Origin of the sequence: Haloferula luteola (assembly GCF_014201715.1) — a bacterium.
In the GTDB taxonomy this organism is placed as follows: Bacteria; Verrucomicrobiota; Verrucomicrobiia; order Verrucomicrobiales; family Akkermansiaceae; genus Haloferula; species Haloferula luteola.
In genome coordinates, this window is the sequence record NZ_JACHFD010000006.1 from 13,791 (window position 1) to 31,892 (window position 18,102).

Sequence of the window (18,102 nt, forward strand, 5' to 3'; positions counted from 1 at the left end):
AGGAATTTCACCTCCTCAAAGCCGATCCGCCTCCCACCTGATCTCAGCGTCGGTGAAATAACGGACTCTGACTTTTTTGAACTCCTTGGTTGAGAACAGGGATTGCCGATGGACGATCCCCGTGGCTTCGGCGATCGCCGCCAGAACCTTTTCACAATCTTCGGCGGATTTTCCATGGACCATCGTGAAAAGATTGAAGGGCCAATCAGGATAACTGGGTCGCTCATAGCAATGGCTCACCGCGCGGAAGCTCGCCATCTCCTCACCCATTCGTCGCAAAGCTTCCGGATCCCCTTGCGGCCCAGCCCAGACGCCCATCGCATTGGCCCCAAAACCGGCGCGCCGGTGATGCAGCACGGCCGCAAAACGCCGCTCTCTTCCTGACGCCAGAAACGCCGATTGCATGTCACAGAGCTTTGAAAAGGAACAGCCCAGCAATTTCGCCATCTCCACAAAGGGCTCAGGCACCAAATCGAGATCCTCTTGCAAATGCCGCACCGCCAAAATCTCGTCGTCCGTCAGCGGCTCCACGGCCTGTCGGTTGGCCTCGCTGTATTTCGGATGCTCACGGTCGGTCGCCTGCCCCCTCCCCTCGGTGTCAAATCGCACCCCTATCTTGAACAAGTTCAGGGTCGGCAACAACCGCGTCGACTCTGCCCCAGAGGTTCGGTGAAGGCATTCCACCGTCCCCTCCAACCCCAAGCGGCTCGTGGGGGGCACCGCCACCGTATACCACACATTGAATTCATGATTTCTCAGGTAGTTGTGACTGACCCCTGGATGTCCATTGATCTCCGCAACCGCTCGCTCCAAGCGATCTTCCGGAACCTTCGCCGCCACCAAACTCGAGGCATATCCAAGACTTCGAGTATCGAAAATCGCGCTCACCTGTCGTACCACTCGATCTGCCTTCCATTGCCTAAGGGTCGCCATCACCTCATCCTCAGAAAGACCGCAACGCTCCCCCAACTCCCGAAAAGGTCGCTCTACAAATGGAATGCCTTCCTGGATCAACCCCAGCAGGGCCACAGAACCGGAAAGTGGAGAAGAATCAGCCATCCCCCCCAAAAAGCCGCGTCCTCCGATCTGCGTCTCAGCAAAAACTGCCGGAATCCGGGCAACAATTCGCATCCCTCATGAGTGCTGAAGAGACCCGATCTCAATAGTCAACTTATTTGAAATGATCGTCCTTTCCTCACCCCCAAAGATTTCGGTAGTTCCTTCCCACCATGCGGTTGTCTATCCGAGCCAAGAGCCTCTCCGGCCTCCTCCCGATTCTCGCAAGTGCACCCCTGTACTCCGAAGAGCCTGCAGTGCGGATCAATGAATTCCTGGCCTCGAATCAAAGCATCCAACCCGACAACGCTGATTTCGACGACTACTCGGACTGGATCGAGCTTCACAATCCAGGAAACGCCGAAGTCGCCCTCGACAACTTCTACCTGACCGACGATCTCGGCGCACCGACTCAATGGCGATTCCCAGCGGGCACAAGCATCGCTGCCGGTGGATTTCTCGTCGTTCGCGCCGATGGTTTTGACGCTGGCCCAGGTGAGACCCATCTCCGCGGTTACTATCCTTGGGGTAGCACCTTCACCACCCGCCGCCACCATGCCTCTTTCAAGCTCAGCGCCGACGGGGAAGCCATCGGCCTCTATCGACTGGATTCCCCACCCACCGAAGAAACCCTCATCTCTCGCCACGCGATTTGGAGCTATCGCGACCTCGGAACCGATCCGGGAGCGGGCTGGACGGGCCCCGGATACGACGACGACCTCTGGAGCAGCGGAACGGCCCCCCTTGGATACGGCGACTCTTGGGTCACGACGCTCGTAAGCTACGGCGCTGACAGCAGCTCTAAATTCGCCACCACTTACTACCGGCGTCATTTTTCCATCACTGATCCAGCTGCCATTTCCCGGCTCTCCCTCTCCATCATGGCTGACGATGCGGCCGTCGTTTATCTCAACGGAATCGAAGTCGCTCGACTCCGCATGCCGCAGGGAACTCCCTCCCACGATCAATACTCGGGGACTCTGGCACCGACGGAAAACATCTACGAAGAACTCGAACTCGCCGGCCTTCCACTGGTTGCTGGAGACAATGTGGTGGCTGTCGAGGTGCACCAAGAGTCACCCACCAGCAGCGACACCAGCTTCGATCTTGAAATGACTGCCGACGTCCTCACCGCACCCGCCGTCGAGGTCGACTCAGTTTCCTTTGGACCACAGACCACCGATGTCTCTCAAGGCCGCGACTCGAGCGATCAATGGGTCTTCTTTGGAACCCCGACCCCAGGCGCCCCCAATCTTAGCTCAGCACTCGTTGAACCAATCGAAATGAGTCCCGAACCCACCGCTTCGATGCCGAGCGGCTTCTACGAAACCAGCCTCACCGTCGAACTCGGCGGAACGCCCTCGGGATCCATTCACTTCACGCTCGATGGGTCCGATCCCGGACCTACCTCGCCCATTTACGCCACGCCTTTAGAGCTCACAACCACCAGCATCCTCCGGTCGCGAGTGATCGAGGAAGGCAAGATTCCTGGACCCATCCTCACCCGCTCCTATTTTCTGGGATCTGATGCCGACCCTCAACTTCCTGTCGTCTCTTTCGTCGCCGATCCTGCGACGCTGTTTGACGACGACATCGGCATCTATGCAAACAGCAGCCCCTACCCCTTCAAAGGTCGTGAAATACCCTTGAGGCTGGAATTTTTCGAGGCCGATCGACAACCCGCTTTCGCCGTCAACGCCGGCACTCGCATCGCAGGTGAGAACATTTGGCTGAAGGCCCAAAAGCCCTTCAATGTCTACTGCCGAGGAAAATATGGTGACGACGCCATTTCATACGCGCTCTTCCCCGGTGAACCTTCTGCCACCATCGGAGAATTCAATCTCCGCAACGGCGGAGACGACTGGGAGGAAACCCTGCTTCGCGATGCGATGATGCCCTCAATGCTGAGCGGACAAATGGACGCCAGCTACTACACCTACCGCCCATGCGTTCTCTACCTGAATGGAGAATTTTGGGGAATCTACAACATTCGCAAACGGCTCGATTCGACCGCCTTTGCGACAGAGCACCACCTCAGTGCGGACGACTACGACCTCGTCCAATATGCCCATGACGAAAACGGGGTCACCCGTCTCACCGCCGATACCGGCAGCACGGATCGCTATCAGTCCCTCCTCGATCTCGTGACCACCCAAGACCCCGCCGACTCTGAAGTCTGGGCCCAGATCGAATCTCAGGTGAACATCGATTCGTTCATCGACTATGTGATCGCCACGGATTTCGCAGTGAATACCAGTTGGTCCCACAATCGAGAATTCTGGAAGGGCCATTCGGCCAATTCTCGGTGGGAGTGGATCATCAACGATTTCGATCGAGGCTTCGACACCGCCAACCTCTCCGGTTCCCTCATCGACAACTTTCTCTCCAGCGATCCCCTCTTTTCCCGCCTGGCACGCCAACCGGCGTATGTCGATCGATTGATCCAGCGCTACGCAGCCCACCTCGGCAGCACCTTTTTGCCAGACCGCTTCGATGCCATTCTCGACGATCTCTCCTCCGCACAAGAAGGTGAACTCGATCGTCACATCGACCGCTGGAGCGCCGAAGGCGGTATCGCCAGCCGAAGCTCCCGACAGGATCAGCTTGATGAAATCAAACAATTCGTTCGCGACCGTCCAGGTTACGCACTCGACCGACTTGAACTCGAATTGGGGCTCAATCGCGATCCCGCATCCCTCACCTTTGGTGTCGTCCCCACCCTTGCAGGCACCTTGCGAATTGCGGGAGTTCCCATGCGTCCCGCGATGGAAGGAACCGTCGAACTTTTTCAAGGTACACCCGTCGAGTTCACAGCGCAGGCCGCGCCCGGGTATCGCTTCGTCGCTTGGCGCGATGGCTCGACGGACCCCATCCGCACCCTTTCGCTTACAGGCGCCACCACCCTGACCGCTCAATTCGAAGAGGGCGCCGAGACGGTCCTCCCCCTGCGGGTCGACTCCGATCTCCATCTCACTGAGAACGACTCACCTTATGTCGTCGACGGCAACTTGATCGTCACCTCATCTGCCACCCTCACCATCGATCCCGGCGTCACTCTCCTTTTCACAGCGGGGTCCTCCATCCTTGTTCACGGCACCCTACTCGCCAATGGCACCGAAGCCGCCCCGATCGACTTCCAACCTCGCGATTCCGCGGAATGGGGGAACCTTGGATTTGCCAACACCTCCACCCCTTCCAGACTGAGCCATGTCGTTCTGCGCGGAGCCACCGTCAGCCGCGTCGACCCATTGAATCTCAAGGCCGCCATCTCCGGTTTCCATGCAGAATTGGAGATGGACCATGTCGACATCGAAGGCCCTCAACCGATTTTTGCCCGCCACGGGTCAACGCACCTTGTCGACAGTAGAATCCACATCACCTTCACGGGCGACGGGATCAACGTGAAGACCGGCGAGGCGCTCGTCGAGCGCTGCACCTTCACCGGGAATGCCTCCGTCGATACGGATGCCATCGACTATGACGGAGTCCTCGACGGCATCATCCGAGACAATCGCATCTTCAACTTCCGAGGAGACAATAGCGACGGCATCGACGTTGGCGAAGGCTGCGTCAACCTCATCGTCGAGAAGAACCGGATCTACAACAACTCAGACAAAGGCGTTTCGGTGGGACAGGGATCCGAGGTCATCATTCGCCAAAACTTGATTGTCGGCTGCGCACTTGGCGTCGGCATCAAAGACTCAGGATCAGCAGCCACCATTGATCAAAACACCTTCGCTCGCAACGATGTTGCCGTTGCCGTCTATGAGAAAAACCGAGGTGCAGGAGGGGGCTCCGCCGTGGTGACCAACTGCATCTTCTCTCGCTGCAAGGAGGCTCCCGTCACCGTCGACGCCCTTTCGTCGCTCGCCGTGAGTTTTTCGTTGAGTGACAGCACGCCCATCCTCGGAACTGGAAATATCGTTGCTGACCCGTTGTTCAGCAGTCCTGGGATTTACGATTTTTCACTCCAACTGCTTTCTCCTGCGATCGATGCCGGAGACCCGGGACACATCCTAGATCCAGATGGATCTCGCGCCGATATGGGCATGGCCTACGTCTACGATCCCCTCGACTACCCCTTTCTTCCTCCGCACGTCATTGTGGTCAATGAGGTTCTTTCACGCTCGCCTGGGACCGAACCCGATTGGATCGAGTTGTACAACCAAGGCTCCACACCAGTGGATCTCAGTGGCTGGTATTTGAGCGATCAAGCGGACGATTTGATGCGCTATCGAATCCCGGATGGGACTCTCCTCGCGGGAGGGGGCTATCTGGTCTTCCGAGAAGATGCGAATTTTGGAGCCCTCAGCGCCGACCCCGGAGTCATCACACCCTTTGCTCTGAGTGGCAATGGCGACACCGTCCATCTTTTCAAGCCAGCTTCAGGGTTGGACCTTGAATACCATGAGATCGAAGACTTTGGGGCCTCTGAAGCTGGCGTCACCTTCGGTCGCTACGATAAATCAGGTAGTGGCACCACCAATTTTGTGGCCATGAAATCGCCTACACCCGGGGCTCGCAACTCGCCACCTAAGGTCGGACCCATTGTCATCAGCGAGATCATGTATCACCCTGAAAGCTCGGCTGATGCCGAGTATCTTGAGCTTCTCAATATCTCGGCAGAACCCGTCACCCTCTACGACGAAACCCGAGGAGCCGCATGGTCCATCACGAACGGTATCGAATACACTTTCCCCACTTCACCCCCTCTCACCTTGCCTGCCGGTGGACGGCTCATCCTCACCCGAAGCCTCAGCGCCTTCCAAAGCAGCTTCTCCGTGGCCGAGGGAACTCCGGTTTACCCATGGACTTCGGGTGGCCTGAGCAACAGTGGAGAGACCTTGGAACTCGGCAAACCTGGAGAACTCGATGAGAATTTGTCGCGCACTTTCATTCGAGTGGATCGCATCAACTATCAGGACACGGCACCTTGGCCCCTCGCTGCTGACGGTGATGGCCCCGGGTTGGAACGCATCAATCCCTTCGCCTATGGCAACGACTTTTCGAACTGGCAAGCCACCGCCGCCAATCCAGGCTGGCCCACCACGCTTGCCAGCTTCCACCAATGGGCGCTCGATTCCAACCTGCCCCTCGACAGCCAAAGTCCGACCGACGATCCCGATCACGATGGCCGCGTCAATCTTCTCGAGTATGCGTTCGGCTCCTCGCCCTCAAACCCCACTCATTCTCTGCACCCTTCGGTGCTACCGAGCACCGACGTTCCTCAGGTCGTCTTTCCGTTGGAATCGATTCGGGACGATCTTTGGTACACCCTTCAATGGTCTCCCAATCTCGACGCTGGTAGCTGGGAAACTCTGGAAAACATCCAGGCCGTCTCGACCGACTCTGGGTGGGAGATTCATGCCAGCGCTCCCGACGCCACTCAGCGGGGGTTCTTCCGCATGAGCATCGAAGAGCGCTGACAAAAGGATCTCATCAGGGAGTCGTCACCTGAAACCGATAAAAGGCCCGCGAAAGTGACCACCCTTGAGAATCGGGGGCGGCGAGCAGAGCATTCGTCCCCGTGTAAGTTTCGCCGACGCTGGTCCAGTCAGAAACCAAGTCGGTGCTCTTCTGAAGCTGATACACCGCTCCAGCACTCCCATAGGTCGTGACCACGACATCGTCGCCAACTCGCGAAATGCCACTCAACCCCGTCTCCAAGGGTTCCGCGACATCCACGGCAAATTCGTAAACATGCAGGGGGGTCGTTCCCGCTGCGGAAGACGTGCTGTTCTCTTGAATGTAGACGCTCAGGACACCGTCACGAAGCAACCGCGCCTGATCGATCAGGGGCTCGCCAGTGAAGGCATTCGTCACCTCGACGACCTGCTGCACCTTCCAATCCGTATATTCCGATTCCTTCGATGCACTCGCGATCGCGAGGCGTCCGGCAGAATAGCCCGGGAACACATTCACCCCTGTGGTGTAAGTGGTGAACGCAGCGTAGACATTCCCAGCAGCATCATAGGCAATGGCTGGCCGAGAACCGACTTGGAAAACCTCGGGGGGAATGCGGCGCTGCTGCCAACGCCCAGTCCCAGGCTCCAAGAAGTAGTGGTAGTAAGCCACGCCCAAGGTCGAATACACGTTGGTCGTCACATTCGGATACTCGAAGCCCGCATCCTCTCGACGGTGCAGCATCATGGCATGCACGCGACCGTCCTCGTCAACACACTGTGTCTGTTGATTGATGAGGAGCTGGTTCAAGTCCGTTGGCTTGAACGAAATCCCTGGGGTATTCAGATCGATGTCCTCGCCAAGGCTGGTGTCTGCCACCACGGCACCTGCCGTATTTTTCCAAGTCACCCCCCGATCCTCCGAGTAGGCATAGCAAATATCGTGATTCGAGGATCCCGCGCCTTCTCGCCAAGTCCAGGTGACGTGCATCGAACCATCTGGGGCATAGTCAAAGCCGTTGATGTAGGGACAGCGGCTCGCCGAACCATTGTAGTTCCCACTGCGTTCGATGAAGCGGGTCGGAGTCGACCAATTCGATGTTGCCGGCTGGTAGTGGGAGAAGAACTGGTCGCCATTTCCTGAGCTGCCATTCCGCCAAACAAAGGTGAGCCCTCCATCTGGAGAAGGTACGAACTGCGGATAGGTGACTTCCGTCTGCACCTGCGATAAGGAAACTATCCAATTCTGCTCAGCTTGAAGCATCCCTGCTCCCCACGCGTCCTTCTGGGTCGTGCACAAGCCAGCGATCGAGCGGCGATAGCGCAAAGTATGGCCATGGTGATCGTAGGAAAAATGCAGGCTCCCATCCGATTCGCAAATTCCAAAGGCGACCACATTGTGCGCATCCCAGGACGTCCCAACTCCAGATTCGTCGCCGTTCGTGAACTCCGAATCGGTGCGGTAGATCTCCCATTCACCCACCGAAGCACCACTCACTGTTCGCCGCGCAACCACGACCATTTGAACCGAACCGATGCTATCGTAGTAAGCGGTGTACTGGTAGCCATCGAAGGTGTAGAGAATCTGATCTTGGAACGAAAGGCCATTGATCGCCCGACCATAAACGGCCGACTGAGGCATGATGCAGGCGTTGGTGGCGACAACTGAATTGCCCATGTAGGCAACTGAGGGGGCTTTCCAAGAGGGCTTGGAGCTGACGTCATTGGCATTGGTAGCAGCCACATATTCACCGATGTTCACGTAACCGTCTGAGTCCGGATCGCTGTAAGCATTGTTGTCGAGAGTTCCAAATTGCTCCTGCTCCCAGGCATCCGGCAAACCGTCGCCATCCAAATCCCCTGGCTTGGAGCTGAAGGAGGTTGGATCGGAACCACCTTCATACTCTTCCAAGTTACTGAAACCATCACCGTCCGAATCGCCTTCGGCCGTTTCATTGAGATCACCGAACCACCGAGCTTCCCAAAAGTCAGGCAAGCCATCGTCGTCGATGTCTCCGGGCTCGTTGTAAATCGTCGGATCGCTGCCCGCCAGGTATTCGTCGCGATTCGTCTGATCATCACCGTCAAAGTCATCATCCGGCAAAACATCTGCCAAGCTGGTGATCGCGTCGTCCGGATTGGCATCGATCACCCATTGCTCGAACAGATCCGGCAGGCCATCCTGGTCCGTATCCACCAAGGCTTGGCTCTGGACCTCAACCTCCGTGATGCTGTTCCAATCATTCACGGTATTGCCGTATCCCACATAGCGGATGTAGCGTGCGATGGTATTTCCCGTGAGCGCAAAACTCTCCAAGGCGGTTGTGGTGCCACTGCTGGTCTGAGAAACCAAAGCTGGCCGCCACACCACGCCATCCATCGAAAGCTCGACATCAAAAGTAGAAATACGGGTGGTGCCGTTGAAAAAGGCCAAATCGATTGCCGTGACTTCCCGATTCTTACCCAGATCAAACGAAATCCATGACCCATCCCCCTCCGCCGACCAGCGGGTTGCAAGGTCTCCATCCAAGGTATTTGCCGGCACATTCGTGGAACCTGCTTCGTAGGAACTCCAATCGTGCACTTGCACACTGTCGAAAATGAACTCGTTGGCAGCACGAGCCACTCGGCTGACACGCCCTTCGTCCAGACGGCCGATCAAACCTTCGCTGGTACCTCCGAACGAACGCCCCTCGTTGCCGAACATCAGCGGCGAGTCGTCGCTTTGAAAGGATACCGAAGTCGTCCCCGTGGCCACCAGATTGGCGACCTCCGCGCCACTGTCGACCCGGGTCCAATAGAGGGAAACCGTGCCTTGGTCGTAAACCGCTGCCACGTGATACCATTCATTTGCCACAAAAGCATGGGCCCCGGTCAACGACGTCAAACTGAAGGTCACTGCAGCGCCCCCGCCGTCGATAGGGTCAAAATTCAGAGTGCCATCGCTGTTGATCCGAAATTGAAGAGCACGACTCACCGTGCCGTCGATTCCCCACAGATGCTGGTTGGTTCCGGTGATGGCCGCCGGGCGAATCATCGCCTCCAGGGTGAAGGTGTCCCCCAGCTTGTTGAGCGTATCGAAGGTATCGGGTGCGGTCGCATTGTCGTCGTAGTGAAACACACCATCACCCGTGACATCGACGCCGACTCCGGTCGTCGCCGTATTCGTACCTGCCGTTCCGAAGCCGGAGTAACCCGCATCTCCACTAAAAATCGAGGTCGCCGTTTCACCACTCGTCGCCACCCCGTTGAAACCTCCTGCAGCATCCACGACCTGGGTTGCCCCAGTCGCTTCGTCCATGTGGTAGAGGATCACCGTTCCTGAATCGGCGATATGAGGGGAGACCGATTGCGCCGTCAAAGCAGGCGCCATCAGCGAACCGAGGGAGCTGGTCAAATATAGGAAGGTTGCACTCTTCATCCGTGGAATCTTTGAGAAAACTCCCGGACGCTTGACCGCTCTCCGGTCGTCTTCAAGGAAACCCCGCCCTTACCCCACGAAATGGTGGGGACTCGGCCAACCACCGGAAACCCCGGATCCAACCCCTATTTGACCTTTTTCCAACGGTCGACTCTCTCCCAAAAAGCGCGGCCCGCGGAGGTCTCCAAATCTGCCAACAACCACAGTTCACGGGCCAGAGAAGCCACATCGATCATCTCGCCGGAAGGCTTCTCCTTCCACTCCTCATAGTGGTGATCTGCGGTTTCGATCGCACGCTTTAGGTAGCGCTTCTTCCCGGTCAGCCGGTAGATTTCAATGTCCGCCTCGACCTGCAAATGGGACCAACGCCACTTGTCGCGATACGCCCCGTTGCCCTGAATCATTGACTGGGCCGCGTCGGCAGTACGACGTGCCTCGTTCCAATAGGCATGCTCTCCGGTAATCCCATAAAGGGCGATGAAATTTCGGATCATCAGCGCGGTGTTGTAGGTCAGCTTTCCCCGGTTCTCCTCACCGGTCGCCACCACCACCGCATCTTCAAACAGCAAGTCGTCGCCCTGAAATTGCTTGACCGTCCATGCCGTGATCCGGTTTCCCCACTCCACCCACTCCTTGGCCTTTTCCGGATCGGAATACTGAGCGAGCCGGTAGCAACCCAGAGCCGCCGGAGCATTCGCGCAGGTGTTCTTACTGCCACCCTTGTGGCCCTCGTGCCACCAGATGCCCCCGCCCAATTGATCATCCCATCCGCTAAGCACGAACTCCTGGGTCTCCTCGGCCCGTTTCAAGTAGCGCTTGTCGCCGGTGATGTCATAGGCCTCCAGGAAGGTGAGCACCATCCACGCATTATCGTCATAGTACTTGTCGTTCCCGCCTCCTCCCGTGGGCAAAGGCTCATAGCCCGGAATTTTCACGCCTTCGTCCCAGTAATGATCAAGGACTTTGAAGTATTTGCGCATCTCACGCTCGTAGGCGTCGTCATGCCGGGCACCACCCGCCAAGGCAGAAAACATGATGCCGCAGCCCCATACTGTCGCGGGCTGGGTTTCTCCAGGTTTGTCAGAATAGTAGCCGGTCTTCCTGTCTCGAAAGTTCTCCTCGAGGTAGTGGGTCACCTCACCGGCACGCTTCTGATGCAAATCGCCCGTGATGCCTTTGACCGCAGACCAAACCATGGCCGGCCACATGGCTGCCACTCCGACCAGAATCCCCCATCGATTTGCGCGCATGGCCCCCTTACGCAGCTGACGGAACCCGCATTACACGCCCCGACCGTCATTCTTGGCAACCGCCATGGGCGAAATCAAAATAGCTTGCCGGAGGTACCACCAATCCGTCCTCGGCGATCACCCATGGGCCTGCATGCGATTGCCGGACATCTGGCGCGTTTGCACATACCGACGCCCCTCGAATGCGCAGCGCAAAATCCCTCTTATCCATGGGCCGCCCCCTCGAACCCAATAGCGCCAACTCTTCCATTCCACTGTGCTGGCACTCGATGCGGCTCCACATGTCCGCAGACAAAGCACCTTCAGAGCGACATACCAGGGCTTCTCGAATCGCAGCCAACTCGACGGGAAAAGTCACACGCCCCCCCCGGCCTTTCGGTCCCACCGATTGAAATATCACGCCGAGACAGGAGTCGAACCGCCGGCCCAAATTGACGGTTTCCCACAGGTCCTCAAGATTTCCCTCGCACACCGTGCACACGAGAAAAAACGGCAAACCTGCCCCATCGCATCGCTCCATCGCCGTGTGCTTGATCTCCCGCAAGTCCGCACCCCGCAAATGAAGGTGGGCAGAAGATTGGGTTCCATCGTACTGAAGATGCACGACCAAACGGCCCGTCTCTGACCGGCACGCAAGCTGCCGACTCAATCCAGGATCTCGCCCCAGGCGGAGACCATTCGTCCGAAGAGCGATTTGACGGATCCCCGAACTTCCCAAAATCCAATCCAACAGCGGAAACAGATCCGGATGCAAAGTGGCCTCCCCTCCTCCCAATTCCAGAGTGTCGATTCCCGGCACTTGCTGCAGGGCGGTCACAATCCGATTCTTGAGAGAGGCTAGCGAATGATACTGCAAGGTCTGCCCCCAACCTCCCGCGGGCTTGTCCGATATGCAGGAAGGGCACTGCAGATTGCAGCTGTCCAAAATCTCCACCAACATCGCTGGGGTTCCCAAGCAGCCTCGGCCAACCACAGAATCTGAGGGGCTGGCCGCTTCGTTCCAGCCATCGAGCAAGGATTCGTCGATCGAGAACGTTTCTCGACGATCAAAGCGATCACATTGCCGAGTCATCCAAAACTGCTCGGATCCATGTTCTGTCGACTTCCATATCTCAACGGAACAGTATCCTTTGCACACCGGACATACCGCCCGGGATGACTTCAAAATCGCGATGGGTTTTTGCATCATGGAGTAACACCCTCCGAAAAGAGGGCGGCATATCACCCAAGGAAAACGAAAGGTGCAATGCCAATATCACAGTCATCAGGTTTCGATTGAGGGCATTTTGTATCCATTAGGGATTTCACTTAGACACGACTCTCGATAACGTCCAATTCCCGGAACAAGATCCGGATTTCTGCGAAAAAACCCCACCCTTATTCAGGGGATACCGCTGCCATTCCATCTGCGTGCCAAAGGCAAAAGCACTTCGTCAAAAATTCGTAAAGAATTCATCTTGAGATCATTTTCCCTCCCACCCGCCCACATTCATCGTTTCCAACCCAACGGAATAAATGACATTCCATAAGATCAGCGCAGTACTAGACCTCGTATACGAAACGCTCTTTGTTGAAAATATCCGAGCGGATTCGGCAATCGATAGGTCTCGGCTACTCGTGCCATGATCGATTTCCATTCGCAAAGCCTCGCCACCTCAGGTTGCCTCCATCATGTATACCACATCTGGGTGATGCCCCTGAACCTCTCGCTCACGTCTTTCGAGATGAAACGAGCGGCGCTATTCGTCCGTTTAAGCTCGTCCGATTATCCGCTTCTTTGGGACTTTCTGCCCGCTGTCGGAATCCAGCAACTGTCGTCGACGCCAGTACACCAAAGCGGGTGCCATCGGGGCTGGTTCGCCACTCATGACACCCGCGTCGCATGCCCTCCCATGGAGAGCGGTGGAGCCATCAGTCTTGCAGACTGTATTTCTCAGCCAGTTTCTGATACTCGTCCTCGGTCACAGGGAGCACCGAACCGTGGCGGAAGTGGAAGGGGAACCGAATATCATCCGCCTTCGCAAATTTGCCCTTTTCGAGGTTGTCGGTCACGTATGGCTGATAGCCCTGACCCTTGCTGTAGTAGTCGAGCAACAGGCACCACTTCCCAGGTTTCCCGGGTGCTCCTGCTTCGATCTGGAAGCAAGCGGGCCCCTCGTAACCTTCGAGATGCTTCAGCGAGAACCCATTGACCTTCTTCCAACGCCCCATCAGTTCAGTAGACTCCTCCATCGTGATCGCCTTGGTCGTTTCGTCCTTCGAGAAGCGGTAGTAGGTGCCGTTTTCGTAGACGATGTCCGTGTCGATGATGTCTCGACGCTCTTCAATGTAGATGAACGGCTCTCCAAACTCCTTGAAGTCCTTGGTGCGAGCCGCCCAGATGCGATGCTTCTTGAATTCATCGCGGCCGGTCTTCGATGCCCAAAAGACCAAGTAATCCTTCTCCTTTTCGTCGTAGATCGCTTCCGGCGCCCAGGTACAGCCGGCGTCATCCGGAGCCACCTTGACCATCCAAGGCTCACTCCAGTTCACCAGATCCTCGGTTTCCCAGACGACGATCGATTTGCTCCCTTGGGTCACGGCTCGACCCCAGTTGTGATGCGTAAGGTGGATGGAGAGATCCGTGGCGATCACCCAGGTCTTCTTGCCATCGTGCGATCGTAGAATGTAAGGATCCCGCACTCCCTTCTCGCCCAGTTGGCTGATCAACACCGGATTGCCCGAGTTCAGAGCCTTCCAATCTCGACCGTCCCGACTCAGCCCGAAGTAAATTTGCTCGGTCATGGGATCCTGTTCCCCTTTGAAAGTCGTGAACAGGTATCCGCCGTCTTCCGCCAAAAGCGGAGTCACCCACAGGGCTGCCATTGCAAGGAATCGTTTCATGAGTGACCGAGTCTCCGTGGATTTTCCAAGAATTGCAACCGATGAAGCAAATCATCGACTTCGGCCTCGGCTCCACGGAGCGTCCATGAAAGTTCCCAAGCCGGCAGCGGGTATCAGACCGTTTCCAACTCCAATTCATCGACCCCAGAACCTTCTCGACCCACGCCATGATGACCCGACTCCTCGTGACCCTCGCTCTCGCTTCCACTCCGCTTCTCGCACTCCCGCCCGATTCCATCGAACCCATGGGACAGAGCTTTGAGGCTCAATCTCCCGCCGGCACCTTGAAAGTGCTCCTCGTCGGCTCGGGATCATCCCATGACTTCCCCAAGTTCTTCCTTGGAACGGACGCCGAAACCCTTGAGGCAGCCGATAAAATCGACTGCGCTGCCACGCCCAACTTAAAGGAAGCCTTGGAGCTGATTGAGGATGCCGACGTTCTCGTTTTCAGCGGAAACCATGACCAGTGGGGCAGCAAGGAATGGCAAAAAGCTCTCAATGACTTTGCGGATTCCGGAAAAGGTTTGGTTTTCCTCCACGCCGCGACCTGGTCCCACCCGTGGGAAGGCTACAACGATCGATTCATCGGAGGCCGCACACCGAGCCATGGCTACGGGGAATTTGAAGTGAGTGTGAAAGGAGGCAACAACCCGGTCACCGAGGAATTGCCAAAGCGATTCAAAATCAAGGATGAGAACTACCGATTCGAACTCGACCCAAAGGCCAAGGTAAAGATTTGCTGCGAGAATGACCCGGATCAAACCGAGGACAAAATTCCGAGCGTCTGGATCGTCAAAGACAAGAAGGCCAAAATCGTTTGCATCACCCTCGGACATGACGCCGATGCTCACGACAACCCCAGCTTCCGCACTCTTTTGACCAATGCCGTCAACTGGGTCGGAGGTCGTTGATCGTCAGCGCGCCGACAACCATTCCAGACGCCTCCTAAGCTTCTCCATCCGCTCAGCATGGGGCAGCGGATACAGCACGGGATACCAGGCACTCATCACCGCCGCTCGAGCGGTGAAGCACGTCTCAAGGACCGCTTCGTCCACCTCGCCATAGCCGTCACGGATCGCTTCGACCGTGGCGGTGTCCGCATCCAAAAATTGCGGGTTCCATAAGATCGAAGCCAGGTCCCATTCGATGGGTCCGGAGAAAGTATCTTCCCAATCGGTCCACAGGAGACCGTCCTCCGTGGGGAGCAGATTGCCAAAATGGGCATCCCCATGGAGAACCTGCCGTGGAGCCGAAGAGAGCACCGCGATCGCCGCATCCAGATGCCGGACCAGCAGTGCATGCTCCTGGCCCGACCAGCACGGTTCTGCTTTGGAACTCTCCATCAGTGAACGCGTTTCGTGGAGGATCGCCAGATGCGGCCAGTCGCCGGTGAACTCACTCAAATGCCGATGGCACTCCGCCAGAGTCCTTCCAACCTCTGCAGCGTCGGGCTCTTGATCCACGGCTTGGACGAATCTCCAGAAATTCATGACGTAGCCCGCATGCTCGTGGGGGCCCGGCGGAATCAACGGATGGACAGGGATCACCGGAGCACCCCGCTCAGCAAGAAATTGCGCCACGGCAATCTCACGAGAAAACCAATCCATTCCTTGCCGGGGGCCGTTCCGATCCACCACGACCCGTGCCACCAGGTCGTCTGTCAATCGAACCACCAAGGTATTGGCGGCCTGCAAGACATCGCGCCGATCCGGCTCAATTCCCGCCAGACGCGCCCGTTCTTCTGCCGCATGGAGGGGCAATTCGAGAGCATTCACGGCGCAAAATCTGACTCGATTCCCCGCCCTGCCAATCGCGAACTCTCCCCTGGCATCGACGAAAAACCCCGTCCCAGGCGCACTGAGACGGGGTCAACGGCTCTCAGGAAAGGACTTAGGAATTCATCAGTTCCTCGATCTCCTCCGCCTCGATCGGGATGTTCCCCATCATGTCGAAGTTTCCGTCTTCCTGAATCAAAACGTCGTTTTCGAGGCGAATGCCAAGCCCCTCTTCTCGAATGTAGATGCCCGGCTCGATGGTGAACACCTGACCAACGGCAAACGGCTCGTGTGGCGGGCAGACGTCATGAACATCGAGTCCGAGATGGTGCGAGGTCCCGTGCATGAAGTACTTCCGCACCAGCGGCTTGTCAGGCCCCTGCTCCTTCGCAGCTTGGGCATCGATCAGGCCGAGGTTCACCAACTCAGCCTCCATCAGCTCCATCACCTGCTTCTGATACTCCATCGGGGTATTTCCCGGACGCAGGATCTCATTGGCCCCTCTCAGCACCCGCAAGACCGAATCATACACCTCACGCTGACGAGCCGTGAAGCGACCATTGACCGGCACCGAACGCGTCAAATCCGAGTTCCATCCCCCGTATTCCGCAGCCACATCCATCAGCACCACTTCACCATCCTGGCACACCTTGTCGTTCTCCAGATAGTGCAGGACGCAGGCATTCTTGCCGGATCCCACAATCGGATTGTAGGCGAACCCACGGGATCCACGGCGAAGGAATTCGTGCAGCAATTCCGCCTCGATTTCCCACTCTCCCACTCCTGGTTTGATGAACCCGAGAGTACGACGAAAACCTGCCTCGGTGATGTCGCAGGCTTTTTGGATGAACTTCAATTCCTCGACGTCTTTGGTGATCCGCAAGCGATGCATGAGCGGAGCCAGACGTTCGTAGTGATGAAGCGGATAACGCGCCTGGCACCGCTTGATGAAGCGATCATTGGCCGTCTCCACCACCACTTCAGCACGAAGATGCTCGTTGGTCGTCAGATAAATGTGCTCCGCTTGAGGCACCAAGCGGTGCAGCCAGCCATCAAACGAGGAACTCCACTCGACACGCGAGATACCGGTGGCCTGGCGGGCCTCCTCTTTCGTCAGCTTCTCCCCGTCCCAGATCGAGATCAACTCGCTGGTCTCCTTCACAAACAGGATTTCGCGCTCCTTCGGATCCCCGGCATCGGGCATCAACACCAGCACGGTGTCCTCCTGATTCACCCCGGTCAGGTAGTACAAATCGGAGTTCTGTTTCAGCAGCAGTGTGCCGTCCGCGTTAGTGGGCAAAATATCGTTGGCCAGAACAATGACGATGCTGTTCGGCTTAAGCAGAGCCCTGAGCTTGTCGCGATTGCGGACGAAGAGCTGGGGATCAATGGGATCGTAGCGCATGGGTATGTGTTTATTGGAAAAAAATCGATGTCCTCAGCCGCCCCGCCAATTCAGCTTTTGGCGCAGGGCGCCGTAAAACGACCTCCCCGGCAGGCGCACCAATTTCAGCGCCCGGGGGTCCTTGCGAATCACCACTCGATCGGCGGCGCCAATTTCATCGCAGTCCCGCCCATCCACCGTAAAAAGGAGGGCCCCGTCCTCCAGACCATCAGGCGCAAGTTCGATCTCGGTCGCATCATCGACGACCAAAGAACGTTGACTGAGAGTGTGAGGACAAATGGGAGTGATGACAAACACGCCGGCGGAAGGACTGATCAGCGGGCCACCCGCTGACAGGGAGTAGGCCGTGGACCCCGTCGGCGTAGCAACGATTAGGCCATCCGCGCGATAACGATTCAACAAATCCCCATCGACCGTCGCCTTCATCGAAACTAAGCGCCCGGTCTGCCCGCGGGCCAGCACCGCTTCATTCAGCGCGACATACTCCCGAGTACGTCCGTCACCCCTGACGACCGTCGCGGAAATCAAAGTCCGGCGGCTCAACTCAAAGTCTCCCGACTTCAACGCATCGCAGAACTCTTCCAATTCGTCGTCCGTGCAGCTGGTGAGAAATCCCAAGGTCCCAATATTGACCCCAGCCACCGGAGTCTCCGTCCGCCCAAGGGTCGCCAGCGCATGCAACATCGTGCCATCGCCTCCCAACACCACCACCACATCCGATTTTGCTGCCAAATCCGGCCCCGCCAAACCCACACCGCCCACCAACTTCGCCGTGTCCGAATCCACCTGCGACGCGATGCCTCGCTGTGCCAATGCCGCGACCAGCCGACCATAGGCCTTGACGGCTCCCGGCTTGTGCGGATTGGCAATGATGCCGATTTTCATCGCCATCGGTCTATCCGCTCCCCTC

Annotated in this window: 10 protein-coding genes; 2 read left to right on the forward strand and 8 right to left on the reverse strand. The window is 57.2% G+C overall.

The window, feature by feature from the left end; translation table 11 throughout:
• Positions 1–15 precede the first annotated feature (15 nt).
• On the reverse strand, positions 16–1,059 hold the full coding sequence (gene ahbA / locus HNR46_RS07200) for a siroheme decarboxylase subunit alpha (RefSeq protein WP_184017269.1): 1,044 nt from the start codon (positions 1,057–1,059) through the stop codon (positions 16–18).
• Positions 1,060–1,229: 170 nt separating this feature from the next.
• On the opposite strand from ahbA, the gene HNR46_RS07205 reads away from it, so the two are divergent.
• A complete protein-coding gene (locus HNR46_RS07205) occupies positions 1,230–6,482 on the forward strand; it encodes a lamin tail domain-containing protein (protein ID WP_184017270.1) in 5,253 nt (1,750 codons plus the stop codon).
• 13 nt (positions 6,483–6,495) lie between these two features.
• Here HNR46_RS07205 and HNR46_RS07210 read toward each other — a convergent pair whose 3' ends face one another.
• The 4 genes from HNR46_RS07210 to HNR46_RS07225 all read right to left on the reverse strand — a co-directional run bounded on the left by HNR46_RS07210 (position 6,496) and on the right by HNR46_RS07225 (position 14,012).
• Positions 6,496–9,879 (reverse strand): BNR-4 repeat-containing protein, encoded by a 3,384-nt coding sequence (locus HNR46_RS07210; protein ID WP_184017271.1) that lies wholly within the window; start codon positions 9,877–9,879, stop codon positions 6,496–6,498.
• Between the two features lie 125 nt (positions 9,880–10,004).
• Positions 10,005–11,129, reverse strand: coding sequence for a glycoside hydrolase family 76 protein (locus HNR46_RS07215; protein ID WP_184017272.1), 1,125 nt, complete (start codon positions 11,127–11,129; stop codon positions 10,005–10,007).
• Positions 11,130–11,175: 46 nt separating this feature from the next.
• Positions 11,176–12,201 (reverse strand): hypothetical protein, encoded by a 1,026-nt coding sequence (locus tag HNR46_RS07220; RefSeq protein ID WP_184017273.1) that lies wholly within the window; start codon positions 12,199–12,201, stop codon positions 11,176–11,178.
• An 839-nt stretch (positions 12,202–13,040) separates the two neighbouring features.
• Positions 13,041–14,012, reverse strand: coding sequence for a glycoside hydrolase family 43 protein (locus tag HNR46_RS07225; protein ID WP_221285060.1), 972 nt, complete (start codon positions 14,010–14,012; stop codon positions 13,041–13,043).
• 167 nt (positions 14,013–14,179) lie between these two features.
• On the opposite strand from HNR46_RS07225, the gene HNR46_RS07230 reads away from it, so the two are divergent.
• On the forward strand, positions 14,180–14,923 hold the full coding sequence (locus HNR46_RS07230; RefSeq protein WP_221285061.1) for a ThuA domain-containing protein: 744 nt from the start codon (positions 14,180–14,182) through the stop codon (positions 14,921–14,923).
• Positions 14,924–14,926: 3 nt separating this feature from the next.
• Here HNR46_RS07230 and HNR46_RS07235 read toward each other — a convergent pair whose 3' ends face one another.
• The 3 genes from HNR46_RS07235 to HNR46_RS07245 form a co-directional block, all read right to left on the reverse strand.
• On the reverse strand, positions 14,927–15,787 hold the full coding sequence (locus HNR46_RS07235; RefSeq protein WP_184017275.1) for a phosphotransferase: 861 nt from the start codon (positions 15,785–15,787) through the stop codon (positions 14,927–14,929).
• Positions 15,788–15,902: 115 nt separating this feature from the next.
• Positions 15,903–17,192 carry an aminopeptidase P N-terminal domain-containing protein gene (locus HNR46_RS07240; protein ID WP_184017277.1) on the reverse strand — a complete coding sequence of 430 codons (1,290 nt, stop codon included), beginning with the start codon at positions 17,190–17,192 and terminating at the stop codon, positions 15,903–15,905.
• A gap of 33 nt (positions 17,193–17,225) precedes the next feature.
• The gene (locus tag HNR46_RS07245) at positions 17,226–18,077 is read right to left on the reverse strand and encodes an NAD(+)/NADH kinase (RefSeq protein WP_184017279.1); all 852 of its coding nucleotides are present in this window, start codon (positions 18,075–18,077) and stop codon (positions 17,226–17,228) included.
• Positions 18,078–18,102 lie beyond the last annotated feature (25 nt).

Excerpts from the sequence above, each read along its gene's own strand:
- ahbA (WP_184017269.1), bottom strand. The coding sequence starts at position 1,059 with ATGGCTGATTCTTCTCCACTTTCCGGTTCTGTGGCCCTGCTGGGGTTG.
- HNR46_RS07205 (WP_184017270.1), top strand. The coding sequence starts at position 1,230 with ATGCGGTTGTCTATCCGAGCCAAGAGCCTCTCCGGCCTCCTCCCGATT.
- HNR46_RS07210 (WP_184017271.1), bottom strand. The coding sequence starts at position 9,879 with ATGAAGAGTGCAACCTTCCTATATTTGACCAGCTCCCTCGGTTCGCTG.
- HNR46_RS07215 (WP_184017272.1), bottom strand. The coding sequence starts at position 11,129 with ATGCGCGCAAATCGATGGGGGATTCTGGTCGGAGTGGCAGCCATGTGG.
- HNR46_RS07220 (WP_184017273.1), bottom strand. The coding sequence starts at position 12,201 with ATGACTCGGCAATGTGATCGCTTTGATCGTCGAGAAACGTTCTCGATC.
- HNR46_RS07225 (WP_221285060.1), bottom strand. The coding sequence starts at position 14,012 with ATGAAACGATTCCTTGCAATGGCAGCCCTGTGGGTGACTCCGCTTTTG.
- HNR46_RS07230 (WP_221285061.1), top strand. The coding sequence starts at position 14,180 with ATGATGACCCGACTCCTCGTGACCCTCGCTCTCGCTTCCACTCCGCTT.
- HNR46_RS07240 (WP_184017277.1), bottom strand. The coding sequence starts at position 17,192 with ATGCGCTACGATCCCATTGATCCCCAGCTCTTCGTCCGCAATCGCGAC.
- HNR46_RS07245 (WP_184017279.1), bottom strand. The coding sequence starts at position 18,077 with ATGAAAATCGGCATCATTGCCAATCCGCACAAGCCGGGAGCCGTCAAG.